A 21,975-nucleotide genomic window follows, 5' to 3' on the forward strand; every position below is an offset into this window, starting at 1 on the left:
TGGGGTATTCCGATGAAAAAACTGACACAAGTTCTGATTGCGTCTGCCCTTATCACAGGCCTGGTGGCCTGTGATGCTCAGGATGCCATCGACAGCACCAAGCAGATTCCTGATAAAATGAATCAGACCAATTCCAAGATGGAAAGTATGCTCGACGCCATGAAGACCACCAATAAAGGGGTTCATGATCAATCCCTGCTTATTCCATTGGAAAATCTTCTGAAAGAAGAAAACTACGACACTCTTGCCCCGGTTCCATTTAAGCTGATGCCTTACGGAAAAAAACTTGCCGAAGCGGCCACCGCCGAAGAACTGGTGGAGCTGACCTACCTATGGCTGAAAGAGGTTGATGAAGCCCTGCCCGCCAAAGACATTGACGAGGGCAGCGGAGCCGAGATTCCTTATACAAAAAAACAAATCCAACGCATCAATACTTTGAAAATCGCAAAGCTGACCGCTTTACAGATTATCGCAGGCTTCACCCCACAGAATGTCGTCCAGGAAATGATTCAAAACTACGTCATTGGCGGCGGCATTGAGGGCGGTCGCCGCTTTGAAGAAACCACTTATTCATTCCTGATGCTTAGAACGATGTTCATCCGCGACGTGCTGTTAAAAGAAAGCATTCTATCAAAGTCCATCGACAACGTGGGAAAGCTTGAAGAAGCCATGAAGTATATCAAGAAGATTGATGCCATTTCCCGTCTGCGTTTTCATAGCAGGATCGAATTCAAATCCCGCGGACTTGTGGATTATGCAGGCCAACAGCTTCCTTCCGATGAACAGCCCCAGGAAAAGTTTGATCGCCTGATGGCGCAGCGTCTGTGGGAATCACTGTACGACAAAGCTTCTGCGCAAATGAAAGTGGAAGCTCGTAGTGTCGGAGCCTCCCCGGAAGAGGACCAACGTCTGTTGGAAAATGAAAAAAAGCGTATTCAATACGATATGCAACTGATCCAACAAGCGTTGCAATATTGGAGCAGTTTAAATCCCGAAGGCAATACTTAGGTTACTGAGTTCTTTTGATGATGTGATAGCCAAAGCGGGTGCGCACGGGTTTGGCTGTCACTTCGTTGACCTTTAAGGCAAATGCGGCTTCTTCAAAGTCCGCATCCATACGCCCCTCACCAAAGATGCCCAGATCACCACCCACTTTCGCCGATGAACATTGCGAGTAGCGCTGGGCGAGTTCTTCAAAACTCTTTCCCTCTTTCAAATTTCTGATCAAATCTTCGGCTTCATACTGATTTTTAACCAAAATATGACTGGCTCTGATTTTCATAAGTTCCCTTTTAATTTGACGATCCCGCAAAGACTCCTTAAGGTCGTCAATGTGAAGATCGCTTTAATTTTACTGCTAACAAGTCTGACGACTTGGGCGAAGCCTATTCCCATTCAACTGGGGGGATATGAGTTTCCACCTTATGTCATCAACCGCGGCGGCACTTATGAAGGGCTGACGCTGGATTTAATCGCTTTGTTAAATCAAAAGCAGAATAAGTATGTCTTCTCTTTCGTACCAACAACGACCTATCGAAGATACCACGATCTGAAATCGTCCCGCTATCAAATCATGGCGTTTGAAAGCAAAACCTGGGGCTGGACTCCGGGAACAGTGGAAAGCTCTAAAATTTTCCGCCACGGCGCTGAGGTTTTCGTCGCTCACAAAGACAAGGCGAAAAACCAGAGCTATTTTGACGATCTCCACAATAAGACCATCAAGTGCATGCAAGGTTATCATTACGGATTTCTGGGGTTTTCCACCAGCAGCGCGGCCTTAAAGGGTTTCAATGTGGAATTCACCAATACTCTGGATGGCAATATCCGGTCTGTGGTGATGAAGCGCGCCGACATCGCTATGGTGACCAAGGAGTATCTGGATATTTACTTGAAAACCCATCCTGAAGAACGCGCGAAGCTGATGGTTTCCACCAAGTACGATCAGCTTTACGATTTGGGTATTCTGGTTTCCAAAGAACAAAAGGCCATCTCTGTGGCAGAGGTCAATCGTCTTATTGATATCATCATCCATGACGGATCGTGGTCGGCTCTTTTGAAAGAAAAGGGCATTGAAGAATTCCGCGACTAGGAATCCTCGTTTCCAAATACCAATTCCACAGTCATATACAAGGCCCATGCCGGTGTGAAACCATCACTGCGGGACCACGACAGGGACGGCGTTGTCTTCACATAAATCCACTGCATGGGCATTCTTTGCGTAAAAGTCGAAGACAGCACAAAGCTTTCACTGTATATCGCCCGGCCGATCAACTTGGTGTTATAACGAAAATCCTGTGACAAGGCCGAATGTTCGCTTAAGGTGCGAATTAATGACGGACCGTGATGCGTATCAAAATCCCGGTTCGTCATCGCCCAGTTGGCTTCATTGACAAAACGGAATAACAAATCCCGGGAAAAGGCATAGTCCGTTGTCAGCGAGGTTCGCTCTTCCCATTCATCTTTTTTGGACCATCCGATCTGTTCAAAAAAGGAGTTTTCAAAATATCCCAGCAGAAAACTTCGACGCAAACGCAGGCGGGCAAAATAATTCACTGGAATTGCGACGACCAGCCCTGTCTCGCTGTTCAGGTCCCACAAACGCTCTTCCTCTTCAGCCGCAGGGACAACTGCCTCATCGGCAGAACCGCCGTTCCGTTGAGGCAGTTGCATTTTATCCTGCACTGCTTTTTCCCAACGCTTTAGATTCGGTAAAAATAGATTTAAGGATGTTCCGGGATCATCAGCACCCAAATTGCCCCGACGGATATAGTAGGTTTGACTGACACGTAAAGTGCTGGTGTTTTTTTGGTCATCCGCACGGGTATTGCCAAACAGGGAATCCACACTTTCAGACAGGCGGATTACGCGTGAAGACAGCAATTCCCGGGTGCCTTCCAAATAAGCGGTGGCTTTTTGTGCAGAAGTGGTTTGTTCTACGGATTCCTCTGATAAGGCCTCTGATTCGACCTGAGCCCCCGCAAGTGGGGAAAATGCAATAAAAAGGACCGGAAGGAAACGCCACATATAAACAAGGTATGTTTCAACTCCCGCTCGGGGCAAGGAAAACCGAGTTCATTTTAAATTTTTGCTGTCGCGTTTAGCAGCGGTTTGTGATTGATTAGACCTGTGAGAAAAGTGTCTTTGGATGTCCGACAATTTGCCCTGCCATGCCCTCGCCGCGGAAGCATCGAGCTGCATTCCGGTTATGGTGCGCCTCCGATGAGCGGGCAGGAAATCCATCAGTCCATCCAGCGCCGCCGCCAGAAGGAATACGACGACTACACCCCCGAAAAACGCATGAGCTGCGTATTCGAGGCCGGTCCTTATGAGTTTCATATCTCTGGCCGGGCTGATGGTATCACTGCAAATCCAGTGCAAATCGAAGAGATCAAAACCGCCTTTGATGTCGAAGAGCTGTGGCGCAAACTTCGCGCTGACGACAATCATCCCTACATCTGGCAGCTGCGCACTTATGGATATTTCCACTACAAGGAAACAGGGCATATTCCGTTTTTAAATCTGCATCTGGTTTCCTCGCGCAATTTCAAATCCGTGGATTTGCGTGTGACTTTGGATATTGCCCACTATGAACTGTGGCTGGCTTTGCGTTTGGCAGAACTGGTTGAAGAAACCAAGGTCAAAGAAAAGCTTTTCAAGTCCCGCCAGAAAATGGCGGAAGAAATGACCTTCCCTTTTGCGACACCCCGTCCGGGACAGCGTGAACTGATTGAAAGCATTGAAGCGCAGGTGGCCAGCAAGCATCCTTTGTTGGTGCAAGCCCCAACAGGTTTGGGAAAAACCGTCGGCGTTCTTTATCCGAATCTGAAAGACTCTTTGGCCCGCGGGCAAAAGACCGTCTATGTGACGCCGAAAAATTCCCAGCACATTGTGGCGGAAGAGGCTGTTGAAAAGCTGCAAGAACAAGGCAGCAAGCTGCGCTCGCTGACGTTAACAGCAAAAAGTAAAATGTGCCTGAAGGCCGAAACCCTGTGCAATCCCGGTTACTGCGAATTTGCCCGCGGTTATTACACCAAACTGGCCGATCATGATCTGGTGAATAAGCTAAGTAAGAAGAAAAAGCTGACCCAGGAAAAGCTGATCGAAATGGGAAAAGAATACGAAGTCTGTCCTTTCGAGCTTTCTGTGGAAGCCATTGAGCAGGCCGACGTGGTAATTGGTGATTACAACTATGCTTTTTCCCCACGCAGTTTGTTGGGACGCCTTTCCGAACCCCTGTTGGAATCGGCAGAAAGACCCAATCTGGTCATTGATGAAGCTCACAACCTGCCCAGTCGGGCTCAGGATTATTTTTCTCCGTCATTAAGTGTGCAGGATCTGGATATTCTGGAATCAGACTTTACCAAACTGCCTGCGACGTTTTCTTTGCAGGCTGGAACTTTGATTCGCAAGGCGAAATCCCTGATTCAGGAATACGGCGAAGACGGCGGGTCCCGCAAAGTGGATATCGACATTGAACCGTTCCTTGATTTGGAAAGATCCATCCGAGCCTTGACCACAGAATATCTGGACAGTGAAACAGAAATCATTCAGCGCGATCCGATGTTGCGCATGATGAACATGTGGAGCGATTTCATTGCAGCCCTGGAATATCACGGGCCTGAATTTTTCACGACTTATCAGAACACCCGATTCAGTGAAATGCTGAAAGTCACCTGCTGTGATGCTTCGGAACAGTTGAAACTGGCTTATAAGGAATTTAAAAATGTCGTGGCATTTTCTGCGACTTTAAAACCTTTTGCCTACTATCAGGAACTTCTGGGATTCCCGGAAGAAAGTCAGACACTGGAATTCCAGTCCCCGTTCAAGGTGGAAAACCGTCAGTTGATGATCATCCCGCAGATTTCCACCAAACTGAATGACCGTGTTTTAAATTCTGGCAAAGTTGCTGAAGTGATCGCCCGGGTCACACGCGTGAAGCCCGGAAACTATATTGCTCTTTTCCCCAGCTTTGAATTCCTGGCACAAGTTGAAAAGCTGTTGCAGGTTCCGCACATGCGGGTTCTGCGTCAGGAACGCGACATGAAACAGATGGACGTGCAAATCTATCTGGAGGAACTCAAATCCGCCACCGAGCCGATTTTGCTTTTGGGCGTGCAGGGCGGTGTTTTTTCTGAAGGCGTGGATTTCCCGGGGGATATGTTGATTGGGGCCTTTGTGATCGGGCCGGCTTTACCCAGTTTTGATTTTGAACGCGAACAAATTCGTTCCTACTTCGACACCCGTTACGGAAAAGAACACGGCTTTAATTACACTTATGTCTATCCAGCGATGGCAAAAGCCATTCAGTCTGCGGGACGCGTGATTCGTTCGGAAACCGACAAGGGAGTGATTATCCTGATGGATTCGCGCTTCTTAAATCCGGTCTATGCCGAAGCCATGCCCCGCGGGTGGTTTAAACAAAGCCCGAAGGAACTGGTTTCACAAAAGATTCTTTCTGATATCGAATCCTTCTGGAAAAGTGCAGAGGAAATTGCGTGCGATTAAAGGATCTGCCCGTTTTCTTTTTCGATCTGCAAACCACCGGCGCTAAGCCGGATACTGCCAACATTTTGGAAATGGCCTGGGCTTTATCAGATTCTTCTGATGTTCGCAGTCATTTGGTTGCTCAACCCGAAGACCAGCCTGTTCCCAAAAGAATTCTGTCTTTGACCGGTATCCGCAGCGAAGAACTTGAAAATGCAAAACCTTTGGAACAGGTCTTTGAAGTTCTTTACAATGAAATTTCAGACCGCCAGGCCGTGATTCACTTTGCCCAGTTTGAAAGACCGTTTCTGGCCGCCAGCTTTGAAGCTTTAAAACTTCGTGAATTTCCGGTGATCTGCACCCATGCGATTGCCAAAAGGCTTTTCCCCAATCTTCCCGCCAAAGGCATCAAGGGACTGGCTGGATACTTTGGTCATGCTTCGGGTGAATTCAAACGCGGCTCCAGCCACGTGGAAGCCACACAGGTTATTTGGAATCAACTGCTGAACGAACTTGAAAAACAGCAGATTGCAACACTGGATGAATTGAATATCTGGCTGAATCAGGAAGCCCCGAAGAAAACCAAATATGAATATCCCATGCCCAAGGAAAAGCGTCTGAATCTTCCCAAGGTTCCCGGTGTCTATCGCTATCTTTCTCAATGGGGCGAGATCCTTTATGTTGGTAAAGCCACGTCCCTGCATGACCGCGTGAATAGTTATTTCCGCGGGCAGAAAGGCCGGGACTCCTTCAAGCTCGAGATGCTGACCCAAGCCTATGATTTGATCGTGACCCCTTGCCGTACACCTTTGGAAGCGGCCCTGCTAGAAACCGATGAAATCAAAAAGCACAATCCTCGCTATAACATCAGCTTAAAGGCGGGCGAACGCAGTCTGGTCTTCTTTAGCCATGATTTTCTTTCCATGAGCCCCGAGCAGGATGATGAACATTTCATCGGTCCCTTCTCGAGCGCTCTGGTTTTTGATTCTATTTTGAAACTCAATGAGTCTTTACGATCTGAAGATCAGGTTTTTGATCCCAATATGTTCTATGAACCTTTGGATTCAGAACTTCTTAAAGCCGGATTTGAAATCTTCTGCACTCGTCATCAAGAGCCGATGGGGACTTTTGTTTCCATGCGATCTATTTTTGCGCTGGGTTTGTATTTCGTTAAAAATGCCCCGCCGGAAGAAGAACTTGATGGTGATATCGAGATGCCCGAGGAAGAAGAAATCGAAGTTGAGCTGACGGCTGAAGATATCGCGGATAAGTTTGAACGACATTTCAAGCGAGCCGCGCAAGCGTATTTGCGAGCACGCAAACTGACGAAGTTACTAAACTCGGATATCGAATATGCACTTTCCAGCAAAGGTCCCCGTTTTGCGCTTCATTTTAGAAACGGGCAGCGAATTGAAGAATCCTCTTTAAGTGAAGCCACAATTTCATCACCTCGTTGGCAGGATTCTTCTGTCGTTACTTATGATCGCATGGCTGTTCTGCTGTCGGAGCTAGAGCGGGTACGTTCCAAAAAGGGACACTACAACCTGACCTAGACCCTCCCATTACTCCCCATAAAATGGGGAGTTTTTCCCCTGCCTGGGCGACAATCCCGGCTCAGGTCGAAATAAACATGGTTTCATGCTTGGAACCAATCCTGCTTTAAGTTCCTGTAGATACGCAAGGAGCTTACGCATGATGAATAAGCAAATCTCAAAAGAAAACTGGAAAAGCTTGAAGGCTGAAATTCAAGCAGCGTGGGAAGACATTTCCCCTGAGGATATCGAAAGCACTCGCGGAAGCGTGAAAGCTATCTTTGGATTGATTCAACAGAAATGCGAACTTCACCAGGAAGAGGTGAAGGCCAAACTCACTGAGCTGTTGAAAAAGTACGAACATCCTCCGACTCGCTTTAAAAAAGTATCCTAAATACGGCTTGTGTCACCTCCATGACGCATCCTAGGGACCCTCCTGTTCCTGCATTCTTTCAGGAGGGTCCCGACTCCTCTCCCTCATGTCCCTCCCGTTTTAAAGTCATGAAACATCAACAAGGAGAATCACCTATGAAATATTTCATGGCACTCATGGCAGGTCTTTTAATCACCTTAGGAATTTCCACTCTCGCACAAGCGCAAACTGTGGAAGATATCAAGAACGGTACAAATCAAGTCAAACTGATGGTGGGTTCCACTCAAGCCGCGGTAAACTTTGGCCTGGAATACGAACACCGCACAGGAACTTTCGGTTTAGGGGCGATGCTTATGCATTCCACGAAAAACTCGGACGCCAATAAACCTGAAAGCACGACTTTAGGAGCCAACATCACTTCTCATCTTTACGATCAGAACGATTTGGATATCTATATCGCGCCCGGCCTCGCAGTGACTAACATGGATCAGATCGCAGCCGGCGGCGATGATGAAACTCTCTTTGGCCCGACCCTGACTTTAGGAGCGACCTACACCCTTAACAAACAATGGGGTGTCGGACTGGAGTATCTGTCACTTTATAACTGGTTCAGCGACAAAACCGCAGACCACTATAACTTTGCGAATGCCGTCGTTTCTTACAACTTCTAGTTCTTAAAGACGACAGTTTCCAGCTAAGAGGCCCCTGGGTTGTGCATCCCCCAGGGGCTTTTTAGTATCCTCAAACTACGGAACACACTTTTCTCAATTCTCACCCTGAGATATTAAGATCCCCCGGCTTAGACCGAAGAGTTCTTTGATGAACGTGTTGGGGTGTAGCAAGAAGTTAATACTTCGCTTTTTTGATCTCTATCCGGTTAAGATCAGCTTGCTGTTTTTAACCGCGATGGTATTCAGCTCCTGCACTCTGGATTCTGAATTTGCATGGCAAAGCAATTTGGCTCCCATTATCTCATTCTCAGACAAGCCTCAAACAATCACCAATCAGACCAGCGCCAACTTCGTTTTCACTATCAAGGCCCCTACCAGTCGCCCGGTGGCTTCTGTCGAATGTTCCATTGACGGCAGTGTATTCGCAGCATGTTCCAGCCCTTTGAATCTCAGCTCCTTAGATGACGGCGAACACCGTCTTCAAGTAACCGCCGTGGACGACGCCAACAATCGTCAAGTCGCCACCATCACCTGGACCGTGGATACGGTGTCACCGGTTTTAAGTGTCCAATCCACACCTGCCACTCTGACAAAAGAAAACTCCGCCACTTTTGAGTTCACTGCCACCGATGACAGTACAGGTGTCGCACTTTACGAGTGCGAACACACTTCTGCTTTGGCACCAACAGGATCTTTCAAAACATGCAGTTCCTTGGTTCCACTGGTCAGCTTGAATCAGGATGTTCATACCTATCGAATTCGCGCAAAAGATGCTGCCGGAAATATTTCCAATGTGATTTCTTATACGTGGACAGTGGATCTGACGGCTCCGGTGATCACCATTTCTTCAGCCCCTGCAACCGCCACCACCAGCAGCACAGCCACTTTCAGTTTTACCAATACTGAAACAGGGGGCGCCGTTTTTGATGGATATGAATGCAAGCTGGATTCGGCGGATTTTTCTGCCTGTATTAGCGGTATCTCATTTTCTTCCCTCAGTCAGGGATCGCACAACTTTCAAATTCGCGCCAAAGATACCGCTGGCAATATCAGTGCGCCCACAAGCGTGACCTGGGTCGTGGACTCAGGCACTCCCACTTTAGATACTTTCTCTATCGCCGACGGGGCTGGCACAATTGGCTTTGCCTACACCACAACTCAGATCACAGCAACGCCCGTCCATGCCCCTATCAGCCACATGCGTTTTTCAGAAAACAGCAGCTTCACCGGAGCCACCTGGCTTCCGTATAATACCAACGGTACATTCACACTAAGCAACACGGGCGGATCAAAAACAGTTTATGCCCAGGTCAAGAATGCTGCGGGGACTGTCAGCAATATTCGTCAGGCGGCAGTCACTTTGGATTTGGGCGCGCCACCAACCGTAGTGATCACTGCACCTGCCACAAGTGGAGTCTATAGTCCAGCCTCTACCATGACCATCGAATGGTCATGCAGTCCCGGAGGGAGCATTCCTTTAGACTCCAATCCCATTAAAAAGATCCAGTATTCTGTCGATGATGGCTTAAGTTATCATCTGATCGCCCAGAATTTACCCAATAATAAGACGGCCACAACGGGTGATTTCTCCTGGACCGTTCCCAACGTAACACCCACAGGCCAGACGGTTTCAGCATCCACCCCTTTACGAATTATCATCACTTGCAGTTCCGCAGCCGGGGTGGTCGCCAGTGCCAACTCAAAACTGCAAAACTCTGTTTGGACATCTTTATTGGGCGAGCCTGGCAACTTAAATGAAGGCGTACATATCAATGCCGCAGATCTTGGAGCCAACAACACCCAGTCCGGAACTTTCTTCTCGGATTCCAACAACCGCCTTTATTACACCAAAGGGCATGCCATTGTGACGGTCAATTCCCAGACGGGTTTGATTTCATCGTGGATCGGGGACACCTACAAATCCGCTTGTGATGCTGCCAATGTGAAACTGACCGAGCCCTATATTCTGGATATCAATAGTTCTGATGAAATGATTTTGATGAGCACCGCATGTTCGCTGCTGGTCAAAGTTAAAATCTCGGACAAGAGTGTTGTGTGGAGCAAGCAACTTCCACAGATCAATTATCTGTCTCCCACACTGAAAGATCAGTCCACAACCACCCGCTATGTAAAAACAGGGCATCTTCTTTATTACTCAGACCACGCCATCTATCAGGTGGATTTGAATTCCACTGATAGAAATCCAATCCGTATTCTGGGAACTCCGGGCTCCTGCGGTCCTTTGGGCGCAATGGACACCTTGGCCAGCAGCTCACTGCTGCCATGTCCTGAAACAGATCTTTACATGTTCATGATCAATCCTGACGCCAGCAAAATATGGATACGTTATAGCAATAAAACTCTGGTTCTTGAAGGTACTGGCACCTATGGTTCCTACAAACTGGCCAACGAAAACTTGACCACTGGTGGCTGGGGTTCTCCGTTTAATCGATGTGCGATGGTCTCTACCGAACCCAATAAAATCTATTGCATGCGCGGAGAAACAAATACCAACACCATGCATGTCTTAAACTTCGAGACGGAAATTTGGTCATCCGCTGCAAATCTTAACGGCACTGGCAACCTGAACACGATCTTCACGTCCACGATTGATACACTGACCATTGGTCATCGGCGGTGGACTGGGCTGTGAACGTGGGTGGAGTTCCTGCAAATCTGTGGGACTCCTTCGACCTTTCAACCTGGAACGAAGCCGCTGCCGGAAACACCATCAGTCTGGGCCCGACGCTCTATGGTGCGCCAGGAACTGCCAGCACCTATCCGACTCTCGATACGGCGCCGTTTAGCATAACCTCTTCGCACAATCTGAAGAACATGCGAAAAATCGCCGCCTTTACTCCGAATGGGAAGTTCTATTTTATGGGATCTTCCGGAAACTTAGACGAATCAGATCTATGGATCTTTGAATCAGATACAACAGCAGTAAAACCTGTCGCGGGCGGCAGTGGCCCGGTGAACTACGTGGCCTCAGATCATGGTGGTGTCGCACTGGGCGCCTATCTGACAGATGTCTATGGCATGCAGTCCAATGCCGATGGGGATTTGTTAATCTTTGACGGTTGGAGACTGCGCAAAGTGACCGTCACAACGGAAGCTGCGACGCCGAAAATTTATGATGAAGTGAACTTCCTCAGTTTTGCCAACCGGCCCAACGTGGACCGCTGGACCCATGCCGTTTATGATGCCGCCACAGGTTGGAGCTATTTTGCCGTCACCAAGGATGTCGCCACGGATCGCCGAGCCCAAGTCTGGGCGGCCCGTCAGGATCAAGGATTCGTTGAAATTCCAACAACGGGTCTGGTGCTTTCCAGTGACCACTCAACGGCCCGCAAGCTGAACCTTGCCATCACTCCGCTGGGTCTGCTTCTGCTGGATGCGGAAAAGAAACGTGTTCTTGCAACACCGCTCAAGCCTTTGACTCCATAAAAAAGCCCTCTGCACGAGGGCTTTTTTTCTTACATGGCATAGAAGAATTCTTCTTTGATGATCTTTCCATTGTGGACTGTATAAAGCCCCACTTCATTCATCTTCATGCGCTTTTTGGTATTCTTGTCAGTCGCATCAATCTTGAAGTAAACAGCAAAGCGATCCCCACAAGGAAAGGGGCCATCGACCTCCATGGAATGAACATCCATGGTTTCTTCCCACTCTTTGTTTTTCTTGCGGATAGCTTCAATACCATTCACGCCTTCGGGCATTCCTGGCATCGAGACAGCCTCATGACTTTCGATTTTATCGGAATAAAGCTGATCCACAGCTCTGAGGTTTTCGCCTTTTTTGCAAAGCTCCACCAGCTTCTGTCCCACTCTGAGGGATTCAGATTCTCTTTCCATCGCGTCCTCCTTCAAGGTTGATGGATTCAATACTGAACTGGCGATAGAACTAAGGAAATATGTAATTGCGCAGAGTGCTTTGGCTAAACCTGACGCCGAACCAGCTTGCCAATGAATTGCAGTATCCAGCTATAACCCAGAACAATAACAATTCCCGCAGACACAAAAACGGCCCCAATCAGAAAATTGGCGTCGAGAGGTTCATCCAAAAACAAAGAGCCAAAAATCACACCGAAGAACGGTGTCATAAATGACAGTATCCCCAGTTGCGAAGCCAGATATTTTCTAAGAAGTTGGAACCATATCAGATAGCTTACAAACGAAATAATCACGGCCTGAAACAGGATGCTGCCAACTGCCGCAGTCGTGAAGTTCAGATGACTTTGCCCCAGGGGAATGGCCGCCACCACAAGAAGCACACAGGCACTTATCAATTGCCACAACAATGTCTGTGTTGCCGGAGCATTGGAAAGACGTGTAGTGCGAATAAGGACGGTGGTGGCGCCCCAAGAGGCACCGGCCAGCAGTCCGAACAGATCCCCAACGAATGAATTTATCGAGTTTGCTTCTGCCGGACCACTAAAAGCGATAATGATCCCCAGAAAGGCGGCGGCAATACCACCCCATTGAATCGGCTTTAATCTTTCCGCGGGAACTCGCCAATGCAATCCAAGCGCAGCAAAGATCGGTGCCGTATAAAGAAACACAACAAGATGGGATGTGGAGGTGAAACGCAGACCTTCACCAATAAAGAAAAATTCCAAGGCATGAAAGAATCCCACCGCAATGCCTGCCTTCCAAGAACCGTCGAACAAAGTCGTCAGACGTTCTTTCCGGAAGAACATAAACAGACCCACCAGCAAGGCCGAGATTCCTGAACGGATGGAGATTTGCAGTAATGGCGCAACATCACTACCCACAATCTTGATCGCAATCTGCGGCAAGGCCCAGAGCATACACAAAACAATCATGGTTCCAAAGGCCTGCTTATCGGCAGAGTGGCGTTCGTTCATAGGATGATTATAGTTAGGAACCGAACCGAATCCTACTGCGATTTTAGATTTGAATCACAGCGAATCCCAAATGATAAACCTTCAACAGTGGACCCGTCCAACTGGACAAAGGATTGTTTGTAGAGCCTGCCAAGAGTGGAAAAGGCGACAAAGCCCCACTTTATCCCCTAAAATGGACCTTACGGAGATCCCATAGCATGAGCAAATCAGGTGCAACATCAAAAGCTTCCCGTAAAAACCAAACCACCATTCCCGCTCGCGTCCGCCAAGCCCTGGGCATTGCCAAAGGCGACACCCTGTTGTGGACGGTGAACGGCGATGAAGTGAATATCCGCATCATCAACCGCAAACAGGTTGATTGGACAAAGACTTCTGAATTGTCCTTGCTTGAATGGACTGCTGAAACCGAAACAGCAAAAGATCCCGCAGCCGGCCTTTAATCCTTCAGCTCGTACTGCTGCCAGTTGGTTTCAAAGGGCGCAAAGGCATACAGCCAGCGCACCGACTGCAGCTGATCCGCTGACAAAAGATTTTTATCCCGCAAAGCCCGGGCGCGATACTTGGCACCCAGGGCATGAATTTCTTCAACCAGCTCGGTGATGCTTATCTTGGACAGCTCGACTTCGGCTGACTGCATACACACTTCTTTATTCTTTAAAACCACATCCACATAATCCAGGAACTGTAAAATCTGCGGACGCAAGATAGCACGCGCCAGTGGGCCTTTGTGCTGAAAACGGATATTGCCAACAGCTTTGATTCGCACCTGATTGCCCGGCAGAACCTCCAGCAAACCGAAGCTTTCAATTTTACGAAGCACTTTGAAAAGCTTCTGACTTGTCAGCTTCCAGGCTGCCGCAAGTTTGTCAGGACTGACCCCACGGTGAAGAGATCGGAAAATTCCAAACATCGCAGGATTCGCAGCAAAGAATTTTTCCTGTTCTTCCGACAGAACATAGTCGACTTCCCTGTCCTGATTGGCCAAAGCCGCCAGATCAAAAAACGAAATCCCCACCAGGTCACAAACCTTAAAGACCGTTTGCAGGCTGCAGTTCTGAGTTGAGAAAAGTCTTTTCACGGTGACTTCAGAAACTTCCATTTGAAGTGCCAGATCCGCATAGGTGATCTTTTTCGACTTCAGAACCTCTTGAAGGCTTTTAAGCAGCTTTTTGGCATCGGTATGTTGGCTGATTTGATCCATAATGGCTTATTTCGTATCACTAAAAGATACCAATTTAAACATGTTTGATAAAGGTATCGTTTTTTGACAACTCTATATCCAACAAGGAGTTATCCCATGATTAAAGCACTTATGCACATCACCGCACTGATCCTAATGAGCGCAACGGCTACCGCAGGCTATCTGCCACCGCCAGAAAAGGTCGAATACTGGTGCTATGAAGGTTGTATCGAATATGAATCCATTGAGGTGAAAATATTTGTGATGATCGCCGGGGTGATTCCTTTGGGACTGGCGATGGAAAAAACAGGTTAACTTGTCATTCATCGCAACAAGTTCTTTCATGGCAGCCTGACGGGCTGGCGTGTTGGTTTCTTCTTTACGAAGAACCACGAACAGCTTTTCTGCGGCTTTCTGATACTCTGTGACCTTACCGATCAATTCGTGAATCTTATCGATGTATTCCTTTTCGTCGTATTGAGTGTCTTCGTCCTCAAGACCACGGAAGATCGATTTAACTTTGATACGGCCTTCATCAAGGCGCTTACCAAGCTGGATGATCTCGTAGGTACCCAGTGGGGACAAAAGGATCGCACGAACGATCTCGCGCTCCCCTTTTTCAATACGACGGGCAATTTCCACTTCCCCTTCACGAGTCAGTAGGGAAACGCTACCCATTTTGCGCAAGTAAAGGCGAACAGGGTCGTTACCCTTAACGTCTTCACTTTCAGCTTTTTCTTCATCATCAATTTCTTCGTCTTCAGAATCGACGCTTTCCAGGAAGGAGCCTTCGCCCTCTTCCTCTTTCGAACTTTCAGACAAGTCTGAAATAACTACACCACCGCCCTCAAGGCCATGCATGAACATGTCCAGGACTGACGGAGCGATAATTTCAGGGGGAAGGAGCTCATTGATCTCTTCGATCGTAAGCGCACCCTTCTCCTTCGCAAGTTTCAGGAATCTCTGGATTTCTTCTTTAATCAGAGACTCTTGTTCTTGCAAAGAAAGCACCTTTACAGGTTCTTTCTCTTGTTTATTTGGTAGGTTCGGTTTCATCAATACCCCGCCTTTTACCCTTTATTCAGAGAGATTCGGTTTCTCTGAATATTCATAATCTGTTCCAACTTTTCCGAACTAGGTTCGTTTTTAAGATCTCGTGCCAGGCGCTTTGCTTGTTCGCGCAGGAAATTTTCTTTTACGCGCTTAAAGCAATCGCGCAGGAGTTTCAATTCTGCCTCTTCATCGAACCCTGGATCGCCCTCATTCGCTGGGCTCACTTGGAATAAATACTCAGGCTGATCGACGTAAGAGACAAGGAGACTGGTCAATTTATCAAACTTACTGAGATCTTGTCTATACACATCCGTGGCTTTTTCGAGGATCTTTTTCACTCCTTCATGGGCCGTGCTCTCGAGGAGATTTTCACTCACAAACGACTCGAAATTGGCACGACTTTTGAGTACCAATCCCAAGAGCATCAACTCGGCTTTAGAGGCTCCCTGAAGGCTGATTTTGCCTCCATCCACTGACTGGGACACCTCAGAAGAGGCTTTCGGGTTAGCTGCGCCCACAGAAGGGTTTGGCTGCACCGTCCTAGTCATTCCTGGGCGACTTTGTGAATTTACAGGACCACTGCCCTGTATTCCCACAGCCTGACGCAACCAGGGAAGCCCTACACCCATTTTTTGAGCGGCCTCGGCCAGATACAGATCCCGCAAACGCAGATCCGGAATGGACTCAAACAATGGCTTTAACTTATCGGCTAATTTTACTTTTTCCGAAGCCTCGCCACGGTATCCTTCCATCCAGCGCGCCAGAATCATCACAAAAAGATCCGGAGCACGATCCAGCTCTGCTTTCAGAGCTTCAGATCCGTACTTTTTCACATAATCGTCGGGGTCCATACCATTGGGCAATGTGAGCCCTTTTGGATATAAATCCGCCGCCAGCAAAATCGGCAAACTGCGCTCGGCCGCTTCCATTCCCGCAGAGTCCCCGTCAAACAAGGCCACCACGTTCTTGGTCATGCGCTTTAGCATCTTGCCATGATCCGGCGTCAAAGCTGTGCCCATCGTAGCAACCACGTTACGGATGTCCGCCTGATACAGGGACACCAGATCCATGTATCCTTCCACAATCAGAGCCATGTCTTCACTGCGAATATAGCGCGCGGTCTGAGACAACCCGTAAAGCACACGGCCTTTTACAAACACCGGCGTTTCCGGCGAATTCAGATATTTCGGTTCGTTCTCTTTTTTCTCTAAATAACGTCCGCCGAAAGCAATGGGTTCGCCCATCGCCGAGAAAATCGGGAACATCAAACGATCACGGAAAATATCAAAGTGCCCGGACTTGTTGTTACGAGCCTTCACCAGACGCGCTTCTTCCGCCAAAGCCATCGGAACATTTTTACTTAGCAGGTACTGTTCCAACCCATCCCATTCCGGCACGGCATAACCCACACCGAAAGCCTCGATCACCTCTTGAGACAAACCGCGACTGGCGATGTATCTTTTCACCGGGTGATCGTGAGGAACGCGCTTAAGTTGCTCTGAAAAATAATCAGCAGCGAGCTTGTTTACTTTTAACAACAACTTCTTTTTATCGTGCGCTTGATCTCGTTGCGCGTCTTCTTTTTCCGGTGCGGGCATCGGAATGCTGGCACGGTCGGCAAGATATTCCACCGCCTCAGGGAAACTCATCCCCTGATAGTCGCGCAAAAACGAAAACAGGTTGCCGGATTTATGGCAACCGAAGCAGTGATAGACCTGTTTTGTTTCGGAAACGGAAAACGACGCCGTTTTTTCGGCGTGATCAGGAAACGGACAGCGGCCCATAAGGCCGCTACCACTAGGTTTCAACTGAGTATATTGAGAGATGATATCAACGAGGTTATTGGCCTCTGACACCTTCTCGATAAAGTCTTGTGAAAATCGCATGCCTCTCCAACAAAATTAAGAAAGCTTGGACTTGATAACTTCGCTCACTACTTTGTTGTCTGCGGCGCCACCGGATTTTGCGATGACTTCTTTCATCACAGGACCCATGTCCTTCACGGTTTTAGCACCCAATGCTGCAATTACTTCTGTAACAAGAGCTTCGATTTGTTCGCGGCTCATCTGCGCTGGCAAATAAACTTCCAGAACTTTCAGTTCGGCAGTTTCCTGATCCACCAGATCCGTACGGCCTGCGGCCTGGAACTGCTCGATGGATTCTTTGCGTTGCTTAACAAGCTTTTTAACCACATTCATCACTTCATCTGGAGTGATGGGATCTGGTCTCATGTCGATTTCGCGGTTTTTGATCGCAGACTGGAGCATACGAAGCGCTCCCAACTTTGCAGATTCTTTTGCGATCATGGCAGCTTTAACATCTGCAGCGATTTTATCTCTGAGTTCCATAGTGCCTCCAAAGGGACTTAAGAAGAGATTCGGTCATAAAACAGAGGCGACCAGTGGTCGCCTCTTGAAAAAACAATCTTTCAAAAAGGGAACTAGTCGTTCCAACCTTTTCTGGATTTTTTAACAGCGCGTTTACGAGCTGCTAGAGACTTCTTTTTAAGTCTTACAGAAGGTTTTTCAAAGTTTTCGCGTTTTTTAACTTCAGAAAGGATACCTGCTTTTTCGCAAGACTTTTTGAATTTTCTGAACGCAGATTCAAAAGACTCACCGTCTTTGATCTTAACCATTGCCACGACAATCACCTTCCCTTCTGAGTGGAATTATGAATTTGAGAGAAAGAGTGTATAACAAAGCAGCAGAAAAGGGGCAAGTCTCGGGGTCCTGACGCGATGAATTATTCACGCCTCTGCACATTTTGATTGAAACACCCCTAAAGGAATGCGGAAATCGCAACAGAGGGGACCCTATGAAATTACTTATCTATTTGATATTACTAGTATTCGTTGGAACTAGTCACGCTCACGCCTGGGAAGACTTTTACATTCTAAAGCCCGGCCAACTGCATTTTGAACGGACCGTTTCCCAGAAATTCTCTCACTTTTCCCAGTCGGACTGCCGTTCTCGCATCCCGCAGATCACCTGTGTCGTGAATCCCGCTCAGAATCCGCAGGAATCCCGCCAGTGCCAGGAAGACAGCTCCAGTGCCGCTGCGGCGCTAGAAAAGATCCACGATATTCTGCCGCCAAAACTGCAAAAAGTTTTCTGCGGACTGGATGTCATCTATATCGAAAACGAACTGGAATCTTTGGCTTATGCCGGAATCATCCAAGCCGATGCCCAAGGAAACGTTCGCGGGTCCTTTATGGGAATCCGCCGCGCTTTGGTTGAACAGAACTACGACGCCACCTCTGTGCTAGGCTGGAAGGAACAAAAGGCCTTCGGTATCAAGGCGCCTCCGTTTGTTCATCTGCCTGAAGGTCCGCGTGTGGATGTGACTCTGCCGGCGTCTTTATCTGCGCTTCACTACATTATCGCGCATGAGTTCGCCCACATCCTGGATTTCGCAAATTCTGCCAACAACTTCATTTGTCCGGAAGGGGTCACCTGCAATCTGTCAGAGTGGAATCCGGAAGAGTTCAAAAAGCTGACCCCTAAAGATGGTTCCTGGTCAGCACTAAGCTGGAAAAATCCTCTGGAGCCCTTGCCGGAACAGAAGTTCCCTCTGTGGAGCAAGCTTTGTTTCTATGGCTGTTCAGAACAATTGGGACTTGAAGACATCGAGGCGTTTTATCATCAACTGAATCCCACAAACTTCGTATCGACCTACGCCGCCGTCAGCCCTTTTGAGGACTTTGCAGAAAGCCTGACCTTTGCGGTGATGGCCGAACATGACGACTTCCAATACCTGATTCAAACCCCTTATGCGTCCTATTCCCTTGAGGCCAAGTGGCGGGACAGCGGTCCAAAGAAAATCTGGATGCAGGACTTCCTGAACCGCGATCTGAAATACCCAAGCCCTTTGAAATAGTTTATAAAAAAGAGAACGACTTAACAGGAGTTCTCTTTTTTATGACCGAAATGCTTGCGAACCCACAAATCTGGATCGCCTTTTTCACCCTTTTTGCCCTGGAACTTGTTCTGGGTATCGACAACGTTATCTTCATTTCCATTTTGGCCGGAAAACTTCCTAAAGAGCAGCAGAACAAAGCCCGCATGATGGGTCTGGGACTAGCTGTGATCACGCGTGTGATTCTGCTGTTCTCATTATCATGGATCATCGGATTGACCGAGCCTTTGTTTGAGGTTCTGGGTCAGGAAATCTCCGGACGGGATCTGATCTTGTTGTTGGGAGGTCTGTTCCTGATCGTGAAAAGCACAATGGAAATTCATCACAAACTGGAAGGCGTCGAAGGCAGCCAGTCCAATACTGTCGCTCATTCTTTCAATGCTGTCATCGTGCAGATTCTGCTGCTGGATGTGGTTTTCTCTCTGGATTCGGTCATCACCGCGGTTGGGATGGTGAATGAAATTGCTGTGATGATTGCCGCCGTGGTTCTTTCTGCCGGCGTGATGATCGTGTCAGCAAAAACTATCAGCGATTTTGTGGACTCACACCCTTCCCTGAAAATTCTGGCCTTGAGCTTCCTTCTGATGATCGGCTTTACTTTGATCGTTGAATCCCTGGAAGTTCATATTCCGAAAGGATATGTGTACTTCGCGATGGCCTTCTCTGTCGGCGTGGAAATGCTGAACATTCGCATGCGTCGCAAGAAACCCACAGAGCCTGTTAAACTTCGTGAAAGAATCGCAGAGGAAAAATAATGACCACCCCAGCCCTCGATGAAAAATGGATGAAAAAGGCTTTGCAACTGGCACGCAAAGCCGCCGTGCGGGATGAAGTTCCCGTCGCCGCCATTGTCGTGGGTCCTGAGGGGCTGATCTCCTATGCGATCAACACCCGCGAGCGACAGCAAACTCCCCTGGGGCACGCTGAAATGCTGGCACTGCATAAGGCCTCGCAAAAGCGCGGAAGCTGGCGGCTGAGTGATTGCACTTTGTACGTCACCCTTGAACCTTGTATTATGTGCGCTGGCGCCATTCAGCAATCGCGCATCGCACGCGTGGTTTATGGAGCCACAGACCCTAAAGCTGGCGGCGTCAGCAGCCTTTATCAGATTCTGCATGATTCCCGCCTGAATCATCAGGTGGAGGTCACAGACGGCATTCTGGAAAATGAATGCAGCAGCCTGTTACAAGGCTTCTTCAAAGACCGCAGAGACGAAAAAAAAATCGACAAGGCCCGGAAAAATTATCGCGAAAGAGCCTCTGTCGTGGTTTTGCACAACAGTCAGGTTCTGGGCTTTCACGCCGTTGATCCCACTTCCGAAGTGCCCTATTTTTTCCTGCCCGGCGGAGCCATTGAAGCCGGCGAAACACCGGCCCAGTCCGCCGCCCGCGAATGTCTGGAAGAAACCGGATACCGCGTGCGCATTCTGGAGGAAACTGCTTTCGAGCGAAAATACGACTTCCCCTGGGATGGAAAAATTCATGCCTGCAAAACCACGTTCTTTGTCGGCATTCTGGATCAAAACTGGGTGGCGCCCAAGCAAGTTGAGGATGCCTCTTATCACCGGGGTGTGGAATGGATTGATGAAAAGACCGCCTCTGACGTCTTTTCCTACAGCAAAGACATCCTTTGGGCCGTGCAAAAACTTCTGAAAACAGCCAAAAAGAAAAATCAATCCCGACGATAACCCCCCGAAACCAGAAATAAATTTACAGGGGACAGGGCCCCTGTTAGAAGTCTGGTCTGATGACTACTACAAAATTTACTGATCTTCCTCTTATTGCCCCTCTTCAATTTTCTTTAAAAGAAGCAGGTTACGAAACTCCAACACCTATTCAGTTGGCGGCTATTCCTGTCATTCTTGAAGGGCATGATCTGCTGGGAATTGCACAAACCGGCACGGGAAAGACTGCGGCCTTCTCTTTGCCAATCCTGCAAAATCTGGCAAAACACACACGCAAGATCGAACCCAAGTCCCCGCGCGCACTGATATTAACTCCAACACGTGAACTGGCAATTCAGATTCATGAAAATATCGAGGCCTACAGCAAGCACTTAAAAATGCACCACACGGTTATTTTTGGCGGTGTGGGACAGAATCCGCAGGTCAAAGCTTTGCAAAGTGGCGTGGATATTCTGGTGGCCACACCGGGCCGTCTGCTGGATTTGCACAATCAAAAGTTCCTGAAGCTGGATCGCGTGGAAATCTTCGTTCTGGATGAGGCAGACCGTATGCTGGATATGGGCTTCATGCAGGATATTAAGAAAATCCTTCCTCTGCTTCCACAGAAACGTCACAACCTCTTCTTCTCTGCGACGATGCCGCACGAAATTCAGACTCTTGCCAATCGCATTCTGGTGAATCCCAAGAAAGTGGAAGTGACTCCGGTTTCCTCCACCGCCGAAAAAGTCGAGCAGCGTGTGATGTTCGTGGAGAAACCTCAAAAGCTGGATCTGTTGCAACAGTTTGCAAAGTAGCAGTGACTTGTTTGCCAGTACCGATAACACGCAACAACTACGGCATACGAGTTTTCAGCTCGTGACTGGAGTTCAGACGTGTGCTCTCCGATCTACGATGAACGTAGCTTCCGCATATCCCCGAAAGCTACGTTCATCGTATCGGAAGAACCGCCCGTGCCGGAGCGGAAGGTATTTCCATTTCCTTCTGTACTGCGGAAGAAAAATCTTTCCTGTTCGCAATTGAAAAAATCACGCGCACTAAAGTCACTGTTGTCGAAGATCAGCCGTTCCATTCTGATGATGCCGCCAATGCGGCCATCATGACTGTTGGAAAAGCCAAAGCCATTCTGGAAGGACAGCGTTTGCAGAACAAGGCAAAACACAGACCTTCTGGCGGGAATAAACGCCCAGTTGCCAAAGGCGAAGGCCCTCGCGTAAAA

23 protein-coding genes are annotated in these 21,975 nt (G+C 48.3%); 13 read left to right on the top strand and 10 right to left on the bottom strand.

The genetic code is table 11. The features are described 5' to 3' along the window. Positions 1–12: 12 nt before the first annotated feature. Positions 13–1,008 (top strand): hypothetical protein, encoded by a 996-nt coding sequence (locus EZJ49_RS04500; protein WP_262554726.1) that lies wholly within the window; start codon positions 13–15, stop codon positions 1,006–1,008. A gap of 1 nt (position 1,009) precedes the next feature. Here the strand turns inward: EZJ49_RS04500 and EZJ49_RS04505 are convergent, their stop codons facing one another. Next, on the bottom strand, positions 1,010–1,282 hold the full coding sequence (locus EZJ49_RS04505) for a peptidylprolyl isomerase (RefSeq protein WP_262554729.1): 273 nt from the start codon (positions 1,280–1,282) through the stop codon (positions 1,010–1,012). A 51-nt stretch (positions 1,283–1,333) separates the two neighbouring features. Here EZJ49_RS04505 and EZJ49_RS04510 point away from each other — a divergent pair, with 51 nt between their 5' ends. Further along, complete coding sequence (locus tag EZJ49_RS04510) at positions 1,334–2,089, top strand: substrate-binding periplasmic protein (protein WP_262554731.1); 756 nt, start codon at positions 1,334–1,336, stop codon at positions 2,087–2,089. Here EZJ49_RS04510 and EZJ49_RS04515 read toward each other — a convergent pair. Further along, positions 2,086–3,024, bottom strand: coding sequence for a hypothetical protein (locus EZJ49_RS04515; RefSeq protein WP_262554733.1), 939 nt, complete (start codon positions 3,022–3,024; stop codon positions 2,086–2,088). The genes EZJ49_RS04510 and EZJ49_RS04515 overlap by 4 nt on opposite strands. A 102-nt stretch (positions 3,025–3,126) precedes the next feature. Between EZJ49_RS04515 and EZJ49_RS04520 the strand changes: the two genes are divergently transcribed. From EZJ49_RS04520 to EZJ49_RS04545, 6 genes are all read left to right on the top strand, one after another. After that, positions 3,127–5,505, top strand: coding sequence for an ATP-dependent DNA helicase (locus tag EZJ49_RS04520; RefSeq protein WP_262554735.1), 2,379 nt, complete (start codon positions 3,127–3,129; stop codon positions 5,503–5,505). After that, on the top strand, positions 5,496–7,037 hold the full coding sequence (locus EZJ49_RS04525) for an exonuclease domain-containing protein (protein WP_262554738.1): 1,542 nt from the start codon (positions 5,496–5,498) through the stop codon (positions 7,035–7,037). Before EZJ49_RS04520 ends, EZJ49_RS04525 begins: the two co-directional genes overlap by 10 nt. 139 nt (positions 7,038–7,176) lie before the next feature. After that, positions 7,177–7,410 carry a hypothetical protein gene (locus EZJ49_RS04530; protein WP_262554741.1) on the top strand — a complete coding sequence of 78 codons (234 nt, stop codon included), beginning with the start codon at positions 7,177–7,179 and terminating at the stop codon, positions 7,408–7,410. Between the two features lie 134 nt (positions 7,411–7,544). Further along, positions 7,545–8,060, top strand: coding sequence for a porin family protein (locus EZJ49_RS04535; RefSeq protein ID WP_262554743.1), 516 nt, complete (start codon positions 7,545–7,547; stop codon positions 8,058–8,060). Positions 8,061–8,208: 148 nt separating this feature from the next. Further along, on the top strand, positions 8,209–10,713 hold the full coding sequence (locus tag EZJ49_RS04540; RefSeq protein WP_262554745.1) for a hypothetical protein: 2,505 nt from the start codon (positions 8,209–8,211) through the stop codon (positions 10,711–10,713). Continuing rightward, on the top strand, positions 10,710–11,507 hold the full coding sequence (locus tag EZJ49_RS04545) for a hypothetical protein (RefSeq protein ID WP_262554747.1): 798 nt from the start codon (positions 10,710–10,712) through the stop codon (positions 11,505–11,507). Before EZJ49_RS04540 ends, EZJ49_RS04545 begins: the two co-directional genes overlap by 4 nt. Positions 11,508–11,536: 29 nt before the next feature. Here EZJ49_RS04545 and EZJ49_RS04550 read toward each other — a convergent pair whose 3' ends face one another. Both EZJ49_RS04550 and EZJ49_RS04555 read right to left on the bottom strand, forming a co-directional pair. Then, positions 11,537–11,914, bottom strand: coding sequence for a nuclear transport factor 2 family protein (locus tag EZJ49_RS04550; RefSeq protein ID WP_262554749.1), 378 nt, complete (start codon positions 11,912–11,914; stop codon positions 11,537–11,539). A gap of 83 nt (positions 11,915–11,997) precedes the next feature. Beyond that, entirely contained in the window at positions 11,998–12,927 is a 930-nt protein-coding gene (locus tag EZJ49_RS04555; protein WP_262554751.1) for a DMT family transporter, read from the bottom strand. 197 nt (positions 12,928–13,124) lie between these two features. Between EZJ49_RS04555 and EZJ49_RS04560 the strand changes: the two genes are divergently transcribed. Then, on the top strand, positions 13,125–13,367 hold the full coding sequence (locus EZJ49_RS04560; protein WP_262554752.1) for an AbrB/MazE/SpoVT family DNA-binding domain-containing protein: 243 nt from the start codon (positions 13,125–13,127) through the stop codon (positions 13,365–13,367). Here the strand turns inward: EZJ49_RS04560 and EZJ49_RS04565 are convergent. The 5 genes from EZJ49_RS04565 to rpsU all read right to left on the bottom strand — a co-directional run bounded on the left by EZJ49_RS04565 (position 13,364) and on the right by rpsU (position 17,795). Next, positions 13,364–14,128, bottom strand: coding sequence for a helix-turn-helix domain-containing protein (locus EZJ49_RS04565; protein ID WP_262554753.1), 765 nt, complete (start codon positions 14,126–14,128; stop codon positions 13,364–13,366). The two genes, EZJ49_RS04560 and EZJ49_RS04565, sit on opposite strands and share 4 nt — an antisense overlap. Positions 14,129–14,260: 132 nt before the next feature. Further along, a complete protein-coding gene (locus EZJ49_RS16380; protein WP_316963674.1) occupies positions 14,261–15,163 on the bottom strand; it encodes a sigma-70 factor domain-containing protein in 903 nt (300 codons plus the stop codon). Between the two features lie 14 nt (positions 15,164–15,177). Next, positions 15,178–17,046 carry a DNA primase gene (dnaG, locus tag EZJ49_RS04580; RefSeq protein ID WP_262554754.1) on the bottom strand — a complete coding sequence of 623 codons (1,869 nt, stop codon included), beginning with the start codon at positions 17,044–17,046 and terminating at the stop codon, positions 15,178–15,180. Positions 17,047–17,061: 15 nt separating this feature from the next. Continuing rightward, complete coding sequence (locus EZJ49_RS04585; protein WP_262554756.1) at positions 17,062–17,508, bottom strand: GatB/YqeY domain-containing protein; 447 nt, start codon at positions 17,506–17,508, stop codon at positions 17,062–17,064. Between the two features lie 92 nt (positions 17,509–17,600). Further along, a complete protein-coding gene (gene rpsU, locus EZJ49_RS04590) occupies positions 17,601–17,795 on the bottom strand; it encodes a 30S ribosomal protein S21 (RefSeq protein ID WP_374001877.1) in 195 nt (64 codons plus the stop codon). 179 nt (positions 17,796–17,974) lie between these two features. Here rpsU and EZJ49_RS04595 point away from each other — a divergent pair, with 179 nt between their 5' ends. From EZJ49_RS04595 to EZJ49_RS04610, 4 genes are read left to right on the top strand one after another with little or no spacing between them, the layout of a single operon-like run. Further along, positions 17,975–19,036, top strand: a complete 1,062-nt coding sequence (locus tag EZJ49_RS04595) for a hypothetical protein (RefSeq protein ID WP_262554760.1) — start codon at positions 17,975–17,977, stop codon at positions 19,034–19,036. Between the two features lie 41 nt (positions 19,037–19,077). Continuing rightward, a complete protein-coding gene (locus EZJ49_RS04600; protein ID WP_262554762.1) occupies positions 19,078–19,830 on the top strand; it encodes a TerC family protein in 753 nt (250 codons plus the stop codon). Further along, the gene (tadA, locus tag EZJ49_RS04605; RefSeq protein WP_262554764.1) at positions 19,830–20,762 is read left to right on the top strand and encodes a tRNA adenosine(34) deaminase TadA; all 933 of its coding nucleotides are present in this window, start codon (positions 19,830–19,832) and stop codon (positions 20,760–20,762) included. Before EZJ49_RS04600 ends, tadA begins: the two co-directional genes overlap by 1 nt. Positions 20,763–20,821: 59 nt before the next feature. Beyond that, a complete protein-coding gene (locus EZJ49_RS04610) occupies positions 20,822–21,553 on the top strand; it encodes a DEAD/DEAH box helicase (protein ID WP_262554765.1) in 732 nt (243 codons plus the stop codon). Between the two features lie 92 nt (positions 21,554–21,645). On the opposite strand, the gene EZJ49_RS16385 is transcribed toward EZJ49_RS04610, so the two are convergent. Continuing rightward, positions 21,646–21,918, bottom strand: a complete 273-nt coding sequence (locus EZJ49_RS16385) for a hypothetical protein (protein WP_316963675.1) — start codon at positions 21,916–21,918, stop codon at positions 21,646–21,648. Positions 21,919–21,975: the final 57 nt, after the last annotated feature.

The sequence above is a fragment of the Bdellovibrio bacteriovorus genome (assembly GCF_025558485.1).
Taxonomy (GTDB): Bacteria; Bdellovibrionota; Bdellovibrionia; order Bdellovibrionales; family Bdellovibrionaceae; genus Bdellovibrio; species Bdellovibrio bacteriovorus_G.